The organism is Brenneria sp. L3-3C-1, from assembly GCF_016456245.1.
GTDB lineage: Bacteria > Pseudomonadota > Gammaproteobacteria > Enterobacterales > Enterobacteriaceae > Brenneria.
The window spans coordinates 32,314-46,894 of sequence record NZ_JAEMHF010000001.1 but is presented as its reverse complement, the minus strand read 5'-3'; the positions used below and the strand labels follow the sequence as shown (position 1 = coordinate 46,894).

Here is a 14,581-nt window from a genome sequence, read left to right as displayed (position 1 = left end):
ATCGGGTATCACAACGCACACGCAGACGAGAAAGCCCACGCCCCTGACACCATGACCGGCAGAGGCGTGGAACACTACCGCGATGAAAAGGCGCTCATCGCGGACGGGGCGATCACTTTAAACCGACATATTTGAAATCAAAGCTGACATCAAACGGTTTCCACCAGCGGCCGACACCGGTTTCGTCGTCGGTGTGACGGTGCATACCGGCTTTGGAAGGCGGGTCGATGTGGTAAACGACTTTGTAGTTGCCCACGCCCATCATTTTGATGTTCGCGCCATAGTGCGGGCCATCGCTGGCGACCATCGGCATAAACGTCCCTTCCTGCTTGGCGCCGGTATCGGTGTTAGTCAGGGTATAGGCGATGGTCAGAAACGGCATCCACTCACCGGCGCCGAATCCGTTTTTATTCCCTTCAACCGCGTGAATATCGGCTTCCAGATGGATATCCGCTTTTGCCGCCGGCAGCCCCATGCCACGGGGTTCCATATCAATCGGTTGCAGGTAAACCGCCGCGATTTCCAACTCATTTATGGTCACTGGCTCGCCGGCCGGATACTCTTCAAACGCCAACACCGCCGGCGCCGTGAAAATGCCGGCGATTAACGCGCCGGTAATCAGACTTTTTTGCATATTCATCAACCCATCCTCATATCATCAATGTCCCCGTCTTGTTTCAAATTACCGGCGTATTGGTTGCCTGCGCCTTGAAATCAATAGGGGGTGTAACGGCCGTTTCTGGTTATTTTTGCCTTTCACTGCATCCAGTATCAGATCGCCGCCGCCCTGCGCCGCATGATCCAAAGCGCGGCCAGGGCGGCGACCAACAGCACCCCTTGCGGTATTAAGGTTTCCACATAGGGATAAATACCCAACCCGCTGATTTCCGGTACGCCGGTCAGCAGTGTCGGTTCGAACAGTTTGCCTTCAATCAGTTCCAGTACCCCTTTGCCGGCAAAGACAAACGCCATCAGATACATGAAACAACCGGTGAACATAAAGAAAGGCTTAAGCGGCAGTTTAACCACCGTAAAGCGCATGATCAGATAGGCGATAATCAGGATCACGCAGCCGATGGCGAAGCCCGCCAGAATGGAAAGATGGCCGGCCAGATTGTTGGCGTCGCCCACCAGCGCGTAGTAGAACAGCACGGTTTCGGCGCCTTCGCGGTAAACCGCCAGGAAGCTGGTCAGCCACAGCCCCACCATCGAACCGCTGCTCAAAGAATGGGATAGTTTGCCTTCCAGATACGCTTTCCAGTGGCGGGCTTCCACTTTTGACAGCAGCCAGTAGCTCATAAAGAACAGCATCACCACGGCAATCAGCATCGTCACGCCTTCCAGCAGTTCGCGGCTGGCGCCCGAATTGGTGAACAGTAGCTGGAAAATCACCGCGGTAATCACGCTGCACGCCAGCGCGACATACACGGACTGACGGATTAACGGCAGTTTGTCGTGCTGATTATTCTTCACCAGATAGGCAACGATCGCCGCCACGATCAGCAGGGCTTCCAGCCCTTCGCGCACAATAATCAGCAGGCTGTAGATCAACAGGCTCCAGTGCGTTTCATTGCCCTCGCCCAACATATCGGCCGCTTTCGCCAGATCCTGTTTCAGCGCCTCGGCCTGAATTTGCAGTTGTTCAACCGGTTGTCCGGCATTCATCAAGCTGACCAGACGGGTAAAATAGCCCTCCAGCGTCGATTTGAACGCCGCATCGCGGGAACCGACTTTATTTTCCATTCCGGTGGCTTCGAACAGATCGAAGTAAGCATCCTGCACGGCTATCATCGCCGGTTTAACCTGCCCCTGCCGATAGGTTTCTATTGCCGCCAGAATGGCCTGATTAATATCGTCGGAAACGTTTACCCAGTTGGCATCCGGCGCATCGTCGGCAACGCCATCATCGGCCGATGGCGCCGTGACCGGCTGGCTGTCGCGCGTGGTGGGCAACCCCGGCAAGAGATCTTCAATATCCTGCAACAGGGTGGTGACCCGATAGGCCACTTCACTCATCTGGTCGGGCTGATTGGTCAGGGCAATCAGCAAGGTGAACTGTTGGTTAATCGCGGCGGCCTGCTGCGAGGAGCGATTTTGCCGCACCGACATTTCCATCTCGGAATTTTTAAACCCCTGATAATGCGCCGACTGCACGCTCTGACTGGCTTTTTTATACTCACCGGCCTGATAGTCGCTGACGGCCTGCGCCAGCCCGTCGTCAATAATTTTAAAGCTCTGCTGCCAGTACAAAGCGATGTCCGCGTTGTCATAAGCGCCGTGCTGCTGTTGCGCCACCAGCTTATGGCCGTCTGACAAGACCGGCAGAACCGCGTTCAATTCGCCTTTCAGCCAGGACACTTTCGCCTGCACTTCCGCCAGCGGTTTTCCTTCGCCGATCATGCGGCGAATTTCGCCAAAGGTGGCTTCCAACTGATAGCTTTTTTGCGCGGAGATATTGATTCGGATCGGGCCTTCGAGGTTTTCAAACACTTCGAAATAGGCCATCTGTACTTCGGTGCGGGCTTCATCCGGCTTTTGCTGTTCATACAGTTGAGCCGTTTTATCCAGTCTGGATTCAATATCCTGGATAAAAGTAGCGTAATCCGTGGCGGCTGACGCCAGAGAACTGCCGACTAGCCAACACAATGCGAAGAAAAGTTTTTGCCAGGTAGACATAAGTGAAGGAAGCGCTAATGATATTTATTCTCATTATCACCCTGATAAACAGATATGTCTTGATTTACATCACGGAAAAATCGTTATTGATGCAAAAAAATTGTAACATCTTGTTCCACCTCTTCCATTTGCCGCAACGCATCGAGAGTGGCATAGGCTTCCTGTTCATCTAACAGGCTCATGGCAAACCCGACATGAACCAGTACCCAACGGCCAATCAGTTGATCGCTATTGATGCCGTCCGCAACCAACGCAATGTTCACCTCGCGCCGGACGCCGCAAACATCGACCCACGCCAGCTGTTGCTCGACGGACGCCAGCTCGACAACCTTTCCCGGAATACCCAGACACATGATGCTTTTCCATTAATGATTTGAAGAATAAAGTACCTAGCAATTTATATGCCAATAAATAAAAAATGAGGTTGAATCTGGCGCCGACACCCTGATGATTAGCCGTTTCTTTACATTAAGCTTGAGAAGATTTACATAAAACGCCGGTTTTTTAGCCTGTTTGATGCCCCCCTTTTCTATCGTCGTCACCCTTGATTTTACTATCGTCAAAAGTGTCGAAACCGCTCCGGGGGGATCGCTCGTCACTAGTGTCGAATGACACGGCATCGCCGTCATTTTCAATAACGCCTTTGCGCTCAATCCCTTATCTAATGCGGCCTGCCCTATCCACGCGCCTGACGTGGCACGAAATATGCTTTACGCAGCCAACCTTAATAGAATCCCCCGGAGGGTATGGCTATGAACCGCTTCGTCATTGCGGAGCCTAAACGCTGTATCGGCTGCAATACCTGCATGGCCGCCTGTACGCAGGTGCATCGCCGCCAGGGATTGCAGACGCATCCGCGGCTGACGGTAGAGCGCGACATCACGGGCACCGCGCCGGTGTTATGTCGACATTGTGAAGAGGCGCCCTGCGCCAAAGTCTGTCCGGTAAACGCCATTACGCATCAGGATCAGGCGGTGGTATTAGACGAAAGCACCTGCATCGGCTGCAAACTGTGCGCCATCGCCTGTCCTTTTGGCGCGATTACGCCGTCAGGCAGTAAACCGGTCGCCATTCCGGACACCTTCGACCAGCACATTCCTTTATCCCTGCTTTCCGACGTGCCGGTCAGCGTGGCGTCCGTCAATCCGTTTCTGGCCTGGAATGCCGGGATACGCAGCGTCGCGGTGAAATGCGATTTGTGCGCCTTTCAGGCCCAGGGGCCGGAATGCGTGCGCGTCTGTCCGACCGATGCTCTGCTGGTCATCGACGATAGCAAAATCGAACAGGCGGCTGCCGCAAAACGCCGGCAGGCGATGGATTGGCCCGCTGGCAACATACCGTTCCCGCCCGCCGCAACCGAACGGGAGAATAAACGATGATGACTTCACTGGAATGGTTGGCGTGGGCGCTGGCCCTTTATCTGGCGGGCGCGGCGCTGTCGCTGTGTCTGTTTCGTCTCGAATCCCTGGTCATTCCGCTCAATGCGCTGCTTACGGCGCTCGGCGGGCTGTGCGCCATCGCCTCGGCGCTGCCGGTATTGCGCGACAATGTGACGTTAACCGCCGCCGTGGCGACGCCGTTTTCCGCTTTCGCGCCGCTCACCCTGCGTCTGGACGCGCTGGCCGCGCTGATGATGCTTATCATCTCGCTGCTGACGATCGTCATCGCGCTCTATTCGCTGGCCTATCTGCGGGAATACCGCAGACGCGCCGGGTTCATCGGTTGGTTTATGAACCTGTTGGTTGCCGCCATGCTGGCGCTGGTGTGCGTGGATAACGCCGCTTACTTTATTATTCTGTTCGAGGCGATGACGCTGTGCGCCTGCGCGCTGATGCTGTCCGGGCGCAACGGCGAGGCCGGGGCGGGAACGGGCTATTTTTTCAGCGCGCATATCGGCATCGTGCTGGTCATACTGGCGTTCTGGCTGCTGTATCGCCAGAGCAACAGTCTTGATTTCGCCGATTTTCGCCAGCTCTCCCTGTCAGCCTCCCGGGCGTCCGGCGTGTTTGTGCTGGCCTTTGCAGGGTTCGGCGTCACGGCCGGCCTGGTTCCGCTGCACGGCTGGCTGCCGCGCGGTCTGCCGGCGGCGCCGTCCCACGCCTCGGCGCTGCTCGCCGGCGTGATGGTCAAGATCGGCCTTTTCGGCATCATCAAAGTGGCGATCGACCTGCTCGGCGCCACCGAAATCTGGTGGGGCGTCATGGTGATGCTGTTCGGCGCCGCGTCCGCGGTATTGGGCGGGCTATATGGGTTGGCGGAACACAACATCAAGCGCGTACTGGCTTACCACACGGTTGAAAATGTCGGCATCATTCTACTGGGCATCGGTGTGGGTATGGTGGGGATTGCCAGCCGCCAGCCGTTACTCGCGGCGCTCGGCCTGCTGGGCGGGTTGTACCATATGCTCAACCACACGGTATTCAAAGGGCTGCTGTTTCTCGGGGCGGGTTCGGTTATTTACCGTCTGCATATCAAAGATATGGAACGAATGGGCGGGCTGGCGCGGCTGATGCCTTATACCGCCGTGACCTTCCTGATCGGCTGTATGGCGATTTCCGCGCTGCCGCCGCTGAACGGCTTTGTCAGCGAATGGTTTACCTATCAGTCGCTGTTTATGCTCAGTCAGGATAGTCGCCTGCCGCTGCGTCTGGTGGCGCCGCTTATTATCGTGGTGCTGGCGATAGTCGGCGCGCTGGCGGCCATGTGCTGCGTGAAATTATACGGCATTACCTTTTCAGCCGCTCCCCGCAGCGCCGCCGCCGCCGAAGCGCGCGAAGTCCCGTGGGCCATGCGGGCGGCCACGCTGCTGCTGGCGCTGCTCTGCATCCTGCTGGGCCTCGGCGCCAGCGAGGTGGCGCCCGTTATCCTGCGCGTGGCCGTCAGCCTGACCGGCGCCGACGCGCTCGCCGTCGCCCAGGGCGGCCTGTTGTTCCCCGGCTCCCCCGACCAGACCTCGCTGTCGATGCCGCTGATCTTTATCCTGCTGCTGGCCTTGCCGATCCTGCCGGTGCTGATTTACCTCGGCGCGAAAGGCTCGCGCCTGGCGTTTCGCCGGCACGGTACGCCGTGGGCCTGCGGTTATGCCTATGAAAACGATATGGCGGTTTCCGCCGCCAGCTTTACCCAACCCTTGCGCGTGATGTTCGCGCCGTTCTACCGCCTGCGCGCCTGGCGGTGGCCGGGCGTCGCCTCGTCACAGGACACGCATTCTTCATCCGCTGCGGGAGAACATCATGATCGCTGAAACCCCGATCGCAGTAACGGTCACGCTGCCGGCAATGATGGCCTTCGGTTTTTTGCAGGCGCTGCTGATGCTGGCGATTGCTCCGCTGATGTCCGGCATGTCGCGGGTTATCCGCGCCAAAATGCATTCACGGCAAGGCCCGGGCGTATTGCAGGACTACCGTGACCTGTTCAAGCTGCTGAAACGTCAGGATATTGCGCCGCTGCACGCCGGCGGCGTTTTTCGCCTGATGCCCTATGTGATGATTGGCACCCTGTTGCTGATCGCCATGACGCTGCCGGCCGTCACCTGGGCATCGCCCTTTGGCGCGGGCGGCGATGTGATCACCCTGCTCTACCTGTTCGCTCTGCTGCGTTTTTTCTTTTCCCTGTCGGGGCTGGATACCGGCAGTACCTTTGCCGGCATCGGCGCCAGCCGCGAGATGACGCTCGGCGTACTGGTGGAACCCACTCTGATCCTGTCGCTGCTGGTGGTGGCGCTGATTGCCGGTTCCACCAATATCGGCGCCATCAGCAGCGCGCTGGCCGCCTCGTGGGTGTCGCCTGCGGCAACCTTTATCGCCCTGCTGGCCTGCGCCTTCGCCGCCTTTGCGGAGATGGGCAAGATACCGTTTGACGTCGCGGAAGCCGAACAGGAGTTGCAGGAAGGCCCGCTGACGGAATATGCCGGCGCCGGGCTGGCGCTGGTGAAATGGGGCCTCAGTCTGAAACAGGTGGTGGTGGTCGCGCTGTTCCTGGCGGTGTTCATCCCCTTCGGCAAGGCGGAAACCTTTACGCCCGCGGCGCTGGCGACGGGCGCGGCGTCCTTTGTCATCAAGCTGACGCTGGTGTTTATCATCGCCTCGCTGATTGAAAACAGCATGGCCCGCGGACGTTTTCTGTTTATCGGCCGAGTGACCTGGCTGGGATTCGCCGTCGCGGTACTGGCATGGTTTTTTTATCTTATCGGCCTATAAGGGATTAATACTCGCTATGAAAAAAACGTCCTTTACCGCCGCCTACCCGCAGCGCGTCGCCCCGGCAATCGCCGGGCCGCACGCGTTGCCCTCTTTCCGTCAGGAGATGTACCGTGATGAATGAAACCTCTGCTGCCAGCCTCAATGCGTCGTCTGGCAAACGCGGCGTCGGTTATGCCGCTCAGGTCAGACAGCGGTTTCCGGCAGCCATTCTGCAAGAAGAGTGGCAAACACCCGAGCAGTTGACGCTGACCGTCAAGCTGAACGCCCTGCCCGAGGTGGTGGAATTTCTGTACTACCAACAAGGCGGCTGGCTATCGGTGCTGTTTGGTAATGATGAACGGTCACTGACCGGCTATTTCGCCATTTACTACGTGCTGTCCATGGAACAGGGCGAGAAGTGCTGGGTCACCGTGAAAGCGCTGGTCGACGCCGATAACCCTGAATTCCCCTCCGTCACCCCCCGCGTGCCCGCCGCCGTGTGGGGAGAGCGCGAGGTGCGCGACATGTACGGTCTGATCCCGGTCGGATTGCCCGACGAACGCCGTCTGGTGCTGCCGGATGACTGGCCGGACGATCTGTATCCGCTGCGCAAGGACGCCATGGATTACCGCCAGCGCCCCGCCCCCACCCGCGATGAAGAATCCTATTCGTTCATCAACGACGCCGACGGCGAAGCGCGCATCGTACCGATTGGGCCGTTGCATATTACCTCTGATGAACCGGGCCATTTCCGCCTGTTCGTCGACGGCGAGCGCATTGTCGATGCGGATTATCGGTTGTTTTACGTACACCGCGGCATGGAAAAACTGGCGGAAACGCGGATGGGCTATAACGAAGTCACCTTTCTGTCCGATCGGGTGTGCGGCATCTGCGGGTTTACCCACAGTGTGGCCTATACCACCGCGGTTGAAAACGCGCTCGGAGTGATCGTGCCGCCGCGCGCGCACAGTATCCGCAGCGTGTTGCTGGAGGTGGAACGGCTGCACAGCCATCTGCTGAATCTCGGACTGGCCTGCCACTTCGTCGGCTTTGATACCGGGTTTATGCAGTTCTTCCGCATCCGTGAAAAGTCGATGACCATCGCGGAGATACTAACCGGCGCCCGTAAAACCTACGGGCTGAATCTGATTGGCGGCATCCGCCGCGATATTCTGAAAGACGATCGGTTAAAAACCATCAGGCTGATCCGGGAAATGCGCGCCGAAATCACCCAGCTTTGCGATATGTTGCTCAATACGCCCAACATGGCGCAGCGTACGCAGGGCGTGGGCATTCTGGATAAAAAGATCGCGCGCGATTACAGCCCGGTCGGCCCGATGATCCGCGCCAGCGGCTTCCAGCGGGATACGCGTACCGATCACCCGTTCGCCGGTTATCTCGACCTGCCGATGGAGTTGCAGTATCTGGACGCCGGCGATGTCCATTCGCGCGTGCTGGTCAGGATACGTGAAGTCTTCACCTCGTTGGCGATGATCGAATACGGGCTGGACAACCTGCCGCAAGGGCCGCTGCTCAATGAGCAGATCCCTTATCAGCCGGGCAAATTCGCGCTGGGCTTCGCCGAGGCGCCGCGCGGCGACGACATCCACTGGATCATGACCGGCGACAATCAGAAATTGTTCCGCTGGCGCTGTCGGGCCGCCACCTATGCCAACTGGCCGGTACTGCGCTACATGTTGCGCGGCAACACGGTTTCCGACGCGCCGCTGATTATCGGCAGCCTCGATCCCTGCTACTCCTGCACCGACCGGGTGACGCTGATTGACGTGCGTAAACAGAAAATCACCACCGTGCCTTATAAAGAAATGGAGCGTTACGGTCTGGAACGCACCCATTCGCCGCTCAAGTAGGGGATGAACCATGTTGAAACTGTTTAAAACCATCCTGCAAACCGGCAACAGTACGGTGAAATACCCGTTTAAACCGCTGGATTTGCCGGCGGGATTTCGCGGCAAACCCCAATACGACGCCGCGCAATGCATCGCCTGCGCCGCCTGTACCATGGCCTGTCCGGCCAATGCGCTGACGATGGAAACCGATGTCGCCGACGGCACCCGTACCTGGCAGCTCTTTCTGGGGCGCTGCATTTTTTGCGGCCGCTGCGAAGAAGTGTGCCCGACCCGCGCCATCGTGCTGTCGCAGGAATTTGAAATGGCGGTGAGCAATAAAGCGGATCTCTATCAGCGCGCCACCTTCACCCTGCTGGACTGCCGGGTTTGCCATCGTCCTTTCGCGCCGCAAAAGGAGGTGGACTACACCATGGCGCTGCTGAAACAGTCAGGGATGTCCGCCGACGAGGTCGAATCACAGCGGCCCCGCTTCGAAACCTGCCCGGAATGTAAACGTAAACAGAACATGAACAACCAAGGCAATGTGATGCTGAGCCAGTCTATTTCCCCGGCTGCCAGTTCATCACCGGCCGCTGTCAATGGGAGCAAATCATGAGCACCCTGTCCACTGGCGTCGATCATTACCAGACCACGCCGATTGTTTTGGATGAACAGGCGCAAAAACTCAAGAAAACGCTGTTGCAAGACATTCAGCGCTCCGCCTACGTCTACCGTATCGACTGCGGCGGTTGCAACGGCTGCGAGATAGAGATCTTCGCCTCCGTCGCGCCGCTGTTCGACGCCGAGCGTTTCGGCATCAAAGTGGTGGCCTCGCCGCGCCATGCGGATATTTTGTTATTTACCGGCGCCGTCACCCGGGCAACGCGGATACCGGCATTGCGCGCCTATGAAGCGGCGCCCGATCCGAAAATCTGCATCTCCTACGGCGCCTGCGGCTGCGGCGGCGGGATCTTTCACGATCTGTATTGCGTATGGGGCGGCAGCGACGCCATTGTCCCCATCGACGTTTATATTCCCGGCTGTCCGCCCAGTCCGGCGGCCACCATCTACGGCTTTGCCGTCGCGCTGGGTCTGCTGGAGCAGAAACTGCACGGCAGCGACTATCGGCAGGCGGAACAGGAAAAAGCCGCGTTGATTCACCCGGACGTGCCGCTGGATTTACGCGTGCTGCTGGAACGGGAAGCCCGGCGCATGGCGGGCTATCGTCAGGGACGGGAAATCAGCGACGCCTTTTTGGCCCGACTGGAAAACCAACCGCTGGACGAACTGGATCGGCGCATTGCCGACTGGCTGCAACAACAAAACGACCCGCGCCTGACGGAGATTGTCGGGCAGCTTCAGCAGATCTATCTGGCGCTGTTGAACGGGGAGCGCTGCCGATGAGCGCGCAGGTGATTTTCTACGCCCTGAGCCAGAAGTTTCTCGACAGCAAAGATAAAGTGCCGGATCAGGCGCGACAGGTGATGTATTACTCACTGGCGATCGGCCACCACGTCGGGGTGATCGACTGCCTGAAACAGGTTCTGATCTGCCCGCAGGCGGACTTTCAGCGCTGGATCGGGCAGTTGGCGGAAGGCGAGGCAAAACGCAAAATGAGCGGCCTGCTGAAATTTGGCGAGATCGTCATCGACAGCAGCCATACCCAAACGCTGGGCCGCGCCTTTGGGGCCTTGTCCGGCGAACAGGATGCTTATCCGGACTGGAGCAAAACCCTGTTGGCCTATTTGCGCGCCATTGAACAGGAAACCGCGCTCTATTTAATGGTGAAACGCGTTGATGATTGAGCAAAACGGGCGCACGGAAACGCGTGTCGCCAACGAGAATATGGTGCTGACCGTGGGCAACAGCATGATGGGCGATGACGGCGCCGGGCCGCTGCTGGCCGAGCGCATGACGCAAAGCCCGGTCGCCGGCTGGTCGGTGATCGACGGCGGCGCCATTCCGGAAAATGCCGCCCACAGTCTGCGGGCGCTTCGTCCCCGCCGTCTGCTGGTGGTGGACGCTACCGATATGGGGCTGGCGCCGGGTGAAATACGCATCGTCGATCCGCAGCGCATCGCCGAAGACATGCTGATGAATACCCATAATCTGCCGCTGAATTTCCTGATCGACCAGTTAAAAGACGATATTCCCGAGGTGATCTTTATCGGTATCCAGCCCGCATTAGTCGCTTTCTATTGTCCGCTTAGCGCGGCGGTGGAACAGGCCGTGGCGCTTATTCATCAGCGGCTGGCCGGGTGGCGGGGGAACGGCGGTTTCCAGATGCTGTAGCGCGATTATTCAGATAAACCGCATCGTGCTCCATTACCTTTCCCATCCATGAGAATACGCGTTGATAGGCGGAAAAAATGACCGTTTTTTTTCCGCTACGGCCGTCATAAAACGCACCGCTACGCGACAATCAGTCGGCATTTCTCCCCTCCCGCGTTACGGCGGCGTTGCTTATTGGCTAAAGGTTTATGTGCCCTACGCTTTCGTCAATCGTTTGTCGTCAAATCTGCCGAAACGCGCCTCTTAGTATCGTCACCTGGGGTATTTCAGCCATAAAACCAGGCGAAAATTTAATAAAAATCGTTAATTTTCAAATCATTAAATTATTTTATCTTTTTTTGGCATAAACCCTGCTTTACCGGGCGGTGATGTGTCACACCCTGATATGTCGACACAACAATTTTTTGTCGGAGACGATGTCATGAACCGGTTCGTTATTGCAGATTCGAGGAAATGTATTGGCTGTCGCACCTGCGAAGTTGCCTGTGCGCTGTCCCACAACGACGATAAAACAGCCTCATTATCCCCAGAGCACTTTTCACCACGCCTTAAGGTCGTTAAAGGATTGAATGTCAGCACCACGATTCAGTGTCGCCAGTGTGAAGATGCGCCGTGCGCCAACGTGTGTCCGAATGGCGCCATCATTCATGCGGATGATTGTATTCAGGTACAGCAGGAGAAATGCATTGGTTGTAAGACATGCATTGTAGCTTGTCCTTACGGCGCCATGACCGTGATCAGTAAACCGGTCGCCCGTATCAGCCATTATCAAACGTTGGGCAACACGATCAAAGCCGAAGCGCAAAAGTGCGATCTTTGCCATGAGCGCACAGCAGGCCCGGCCTGTATTGAAGTTTGTCCGACAAAAGCATTACGACTGATCGGCCGCGATGATATGCAGGCCATGATCCAACAAAAACAACGTCGCGCGGCGCTTGACGACGCCGCGGGCATGCAGTTCTGAACAGTGCCGTAACGGTACGCAGAAGGAGAATAACCATCATGCAGAAAGTGATTACCGTCTGTCCTTATTGCGGTTCAGGCTGCAAAATAAACCTGCTGGTTGAAAACGGCAAGGTGGTGGGCGCCGAAGGCGCCAACGGCCAGATCAACGAGGGCGAACTCTGTCTTAAAGGCTATTACGGCTGGGATTTTCTTAATGACACCAAACTGCTGACGCCGCGTTTGAAGCAGCCGCTGATCCGCCGTCAAAAAGGCGCGCCGTTTGAAGCGGTGTCCTGGGACGAAGCGATTAGCTTCGCCAGCTCACGGCTGAAGGCCATCAAAGAGAAGTACGGCGCGGAGTCGATTATGCACACCGGCTCTTCCCGCGGCCCGGGCAACGAAACCAACTATGTCATGCAAAAATTCGCCCGCGCCGTTACCGGAAATAACAACGTTGACTGCTGCGCCCGCGTCTGCCACGGCCCGTCCGTCGCCGGTTTGCGGGTCACGCTGGGCAATGGGGCGATGAGCAACTCCATCTGTGAAATCGAGCATACCGAATGTATTCTGGTATTCGGTTATAACGCCGCGGATTCACATCCCATCGTTGCCCGCCGGATCCTGAAAGCCAAAGAACGCGGCGCAAAAATCATTGTCTGCGATCCGCGCCATATCGAAACCGCGCGCATCGCCGATCTGTGGCTGCCGCTGAAAAACGGCTCCAATATGGCGCTGGTCAACGCCTTTGCCAACGTGCTGATCAATGAGGGCCTCTATAACCAGGACTATGTCGCCCGTCATACCGAAGGATTTGAGGAATATAGCCAGATCGTCGCCAAATACACGCCGGAATACGCGGCCGAGATCACCGGGCTGTCGCCTCAGTTGGTGCGCGAGGCGATGCGGATGTTTGCCGCCGCTCCAACCGCCACTATTTTGTGGGGAATGGGCGTCTGTCAGTGGGGTCAGGGCGTGGATGTGGTCAAAGGCCTGTCCGGGCTGGCGCTGCTGACCGGTAATCTGGGACGGCCGAACGTCGGCGTCGGGCCGGTGCGCGGTCAGAACAATGTTCAGGGCGCCTGCGACATGGGCGCCTTGCCGAACATGTTCCCCGGTTATCAATCCGTTACCGATCCGGAAATTCGGAATAAATTCGCCCAGGCCTGGGGCGTGGCGGAGCTGTCGGACAAAGTCGGTTATTCCCTTACCGATGTGCCGCACAAGATTAAAGAAGGCAAGATCAGAGCAAACTATGTGATGGGAGAAGATCCGCTGCAAACCGAACCGGATCTGTCCATGATGCGGGAAGCGTTCAGCGAACTGGAATTACTGATCGTTCAGGATATCTTCATGACCAAAACCGCCGCGGTGGCCGATATTATTTTGCCGGCCACCTCCTGGGGTGAACATGAAGGCGTGTACTCCGCCGCCGACCGCAGTTTCCAGCGTTTCTACAAGGCCGTCGAACCGCAGGGAGACGTCAAGCCGGACTGGGAAATCATCAGCCTGATGGCTACCGCGCTGGGCTACCCGATGCATTACAACAATACTCAGGAAATCTGGGACGAGATGCGGCATCTCTGCCCGACGTACTACGGCGCCACCTATGAGAAAATGGCCGGGCTGGCCTGTGTGCCCTGGCCGTGCCCCACCGAGGACAGCCCGGGCACGCCGTGGCTGTACGAAGGCAACCAGTTTGCCCGTCCCGGCGGCAAAGGCCTGCTGTTCGCCACAGAATGGCGGGCGCCGATGGAACTGGTCGATGAAGATTATCCGCTGGTGTTGTGTACCGTGCGGGAAGTGGGCCACTATTCCTGTCGTTCGATGACCGGCAACTGTACGGCGTTGCAAACGCTGGCCGACGAACCCGGTTACGTTCAGGTCAATCCTGAAGACGCCGAACGGCTGGGGCTGCGCGATCAGCAACTGACCTGGATCTCGTCGCGACGCGGCAAAGTGATGAGCCGCGTCGACGTCAGCGAACGGGTGAATAAAGGAGCGGTGTATATGACCTATCAATGGTGGATCGGCGCCTGTAACGAGCTGACGCTGGATCACCTCGATCCGATATCCAAAACGCCGGAATACAAATACTGCGCCGTCAAGCTGGAAGCGATTGAAAACCAGCAGTGGGCGGAAAATTACGTGCAGCAGGAGTATAGCCAGTTGAAAGCGCACCTGCGCAAAACGGCGGAAGTGAATTAACGGTCTTCCTTCACGGCTGAAGATCCCCACAAATGTGGGGAAGAATTTCTGTCAGTGCAGTGAGGGTTTCGTGCGCACTAACCAATGAAGATTTCTGCAACCGTTGCAGCACGCGCCCGACATGGGGCGGCTCAATCGCCGCCGCCCCATGTCCCCAGGCTTTTCGCGGGAAATCGCGTCGCTGCGCGATGCCTTCGGCGTTCGTGACCGCTGTTCGGGCCGCCAGTGACGCGCTCCCGGCGCGGCACTGGCTTTCGCGGCTGTCCTGCCGCTCACCCGGCGGTCCCGCCCACCTCAGCGCGATTTTTACGCGAAAGAAACCATTAAGCATGCAACCTTTTGTTATTTAATGTGATTTACCGAATAATACTTAATTATTTTCTGGGAGTTACCCCTCACGGGAAGACAGAGATCGCTACCCCGTAAAACGCC

The 14,581-nt window shown here is 57.6% G+C and carries 14 protein-coding genes; 10 read left to right on the top strand and 4 right to left on the bottom strand.

Annotation, left to right across the window (positions count from 1 at the left end; all coding sequences use genetic code 11):
- Positions 1 to 112 precede the first annotated feature (112 nt).
- The 3 genes from JG725_RS00200 to hybG all read right to left on the bottom strand — a co-directional run bounded on the left by JG725_RS00200 (position 113) and on the right by hybG (position 3,029).
- Positions 113 to 640: an iron transporter gene (locus tag JG725_RS00200; protein WP_172288545.1), complete on the bottom strand. Its 528-nt coding sequence runs from the start codon at positions 638 to 640 to the stop codon at positions 113 to 115.
- Positions 641 to 771: 131 nt separating this feature from the next.
- The gene (locus tag JG725_RS00195; protein ID WP_199376034.1) at positions 772 to 2,676 is read right to left on the bottom strand and encodes an FTR1 family protein; all 1,905 of its coding nucleotides are present in this window, start codon (positions 2,674 to 2,676) and stop codon (positions 772 to 774) included.
- A gap of 83 nt (positions 2,677 to 2,759) precedes the next feature.
- On the bottom strand, positions 2,760 to 3,029 hold the full coding sequence (gene hybG / locus JG725_RS00190; protein ID WP_172288549.1) for a hydrogenase maturation factor HybG: 270 nt from the start codon (positions 3,027 to 3,029) through the stop codon (positions 2,760 to 2,762).
- A gap of 399 nt (positions 3,030 to 3,428) precedes the next feature.
- On the opposite strand from hybG, the gene JG725_RS00185 reads away from it, so the two are divergent.
- The 10 genes from JG725_RS00185 to fdhF all read left to right on the top strand — a co-directional run bounded on the left by JG725_RS00185 (position 3,429) and on the right by fdhF (position 14,149).
- A complete protein-coding gene (locus JG725_RS00185) occupies positions 3,429 to 4,055 on the top strand; it encodes a 4Fe-4S dicluster domain-containing protein (protein ID WP_199376032.1) in 627 nt (208 codons plus the stop codon).
- Positions 4,052 to 5,920 (top strand): hydrogenase 4 subunit B, encoded by a 1,869-nt coding sequence (gene hyfB, locus JG725_RS00180; protein WP_199376030.1) that lies wholly within the window; start codon positions 4,052 to 4,054, stop codon positions 5,918 to 5,920. Before JG725_RS00185 ends, hyfB begins: the two co-directional genes overlap by 4 nt.
- A gap of 34 nt (positions 5,921 to 5,954) precedes the next feature.
- The gene (locus tag JG725_RS00175) at positions 5,955 to 6,875 is read left to right on the top strand and encodes a respiratory chain complex I subunit 1 family protein (RefSeq protein ID WP_199377167.1); all 921 of its coding nucleotides are present in this window, start codon (positions 5,955 to 5,957) and stop codon (positions 6,873 to 6,875) included.
- Between the two features lie 116 nt (positions 6,876 to 6,991).
- The gene (locus tag JG725_RS00170; RefSeq protein ID WP_199377165.1) at positions 6,992 to 8,728 is read left to right on the top strand and encodes an NADH-quinone oxidoreductase subunit C; all 1,737 of its coding nucleotides are present in this window, start codon (positions 6,992 to 6,994) and stop codon (positions 8,726 to 8,728) included.
- A gap of 10 nt (positions 8,729 to 8,738) precedes the next feature.
- Positions 8,739 to 9,323 carry a hydrogenase 4 subunit H gene (gene hyfH, locus JG725_RS00165; protein WP_172288557.1) on the top strand — a complete coding sequence of 195 codons (585 nt, stop codon included), beginning with the start codon at positions 8,739 to 8,741 and terminating at the stop codon, positions 9,321 to 9,323.
- Positions 9,320 to 10,111: an NADH-quinone oxidoreductase subunit B family protein gene (gene nuoB / locus JG725_RS00160; RefSeq protein WP_199376028.1), complete on the top strand. Its 792-nt coding sequence runs from the start codon at positions 9,320 to 9,322 to the stop codon at positions 10,109 to 10,111. The genes hyfH and nuoB overlap by 4 nt, the downstream gene beginning before the upstream one ends.
- Positions 10,108 to 10,512, top strand: a complete 405-nt coding sequence (locus tag JG725_RS00155; RefSeq protein WP_172288561.1) for a formate hydrogenlyase maturation HycH family protein — start codon at positions 10,108 to 10,110, stop codon at positions 10,510 to 10,512. The genes nuoB and JG725_RS00155 overlap by 4 nt, the downstream gene beginning before the upstream one ends.
- Positions 10,505 to 10,999 (top strand): hydrogenase maturation peptidase HycI, encoded by a 495-nt coding sequence (gene hycI, locus JG725_RS00150; protein WP_199376026.1) that lies wholly within the window; start codon positions 10,505 to 10,507, stop codon positions 10,997 to 10,999. Before JG725_RS00155 ends, hycI begins: the two co-directional genes overlap by 8 nt.
- Positions 11,000 to 11,420: 421 nt before the next feature.
- Positions 11,421 to 11,963, top strand: a complete 543-nt coding sequence (locus tag JG725_RS00145) for a 4Fe-4S dicluster domain-containing protein (RefSeq protein ID WP_172288565.1) — start codon at positions 11,421 to 11,423, stop codon at positions 11,961 to 11,963.
- 38 nt (positions 11,964 to 12,001) lie between these two features.
- Positions 12,002 to 14,149 carry a formate dehydrogenase subunit alpha gene (gene fdhF, locus JG725_RS00140; protein ID WP_172288567.1) on the top strand — a complete coding sequence of 716 codons (2,148 nt, stop codon included), beginning with the start codon at positions 12,002 to 12,004 and terminating at the stop codon, positions 14,147 to 14,149.
- Between the two features lie 10 nt (positions 14,150 to 14,159).
- On the opposite strand, the gene JG725_RS00135 is transcribed toward fdhF, so the two are convergent.
- Positions 14,160 to 14,480, bottom strand: a complete 321-nt coding sequence (locus tag JG725_RS00135) for a hypothetical protein (protein ID WP_199376024.1) — start codon at positions 14,478 to 14,480, stop codon at positions 14,160 to 14,162.
- Positions 14,481 to 14,581: the final 101 nt, after the last annotated feature.

Coding starts and splice junctions, on each gene's coding strand:
- JG725_RS00200 (WP_172288545.1), bottom strand. CDS start 640: ATGAATATGCAAAAAAGTCTGATTACCGGCGCGTTAATCGCCGGCATT.
- JG725_RS00195 (WP_199376034.1), bottom strand. CDS start 2,676: ATGTCTACCTGGCAAAAACTTTTCTTCGCATTGTGTTGGCTAGTCGGC.
- hybG (WP_172288549.1), bottom strand. CDS start 3,029: ATGTGTCTGGGTATTCCGGGAAAGGTTGTCGAGCTGGCGTCCGTCGAG.
- JG725_RS00185 (WP_199376032.1), top strand. CDS start 3,429: ATGAACCGCTTCGTCATTGCGGAGCCTAAACGCTGTATCGGCTGCAAT.
- hyfB (WP_199376030.1), top strand. CDS start 4,052: ATGATGACTTCACTGGAATGGTTGGCGTGGGCGCTGGCCCTTTATCTG.
- JG725_RS00175 (WP_199377167.1), top strand. CDS start 5,955: ATGATGGCCTTCGGTTTTTTGCAGGCGCTGCTGATGCTGGCGATTGCT.
- JG725_RS00170 (WP_199377165.1), top strand. CDS start 6,992: ATGAATGAAACCTCTGCTGCCAGCCTCAATGCGTCGTCTGGCAAACGC.
- hyfH (WP_172288557.1), top strand. CDS start 8,739: ATGTTGAAACTGTTTAAAACCATCCTGCAAACCGGCAACAGTACGGTG.
- nuoB (WP_199376028.1), top strand. CDS start 9,320: ATGAGCACCCTGTCCACTGGCGTCGATCATTACCAGACCACGCCGATT.
- JG725_RS00155 (WP_172288561.1), top strand. CDS start 10,108: ATGAGCGCGCAGGTGATTTTCTACGCCCTGAGCCAGAAGTTTCTCGAC.
- hycI (WP_199376026.1), top strand. CDS start 10,505: ATGATTGAGCAAAACGGGCGCACGGAAACGCGTGTCGCCAACGAGAAT.
- JG725_RS00145 (WP_172288565.1), top strand. CDS start 11,421: ATGAACCGGTTCGTTATTGCAGATTCGAGGAAATGTATTGGCTGTCGC.
- fdhF (WP_172288567.1), top strand. CDS start 12,002: ATGCAGAAAGTGATTACCGTCTGTCCTTATTGCGGTTCAGGCTGCAAA.
- JG725_RS00135 (WP_199376024.1), bottom strand. CDS start 14,480: ATGCTTAATGGTTTCTTTCGCGTAAAAATCGCGCTGAGGTGGGCGGGA.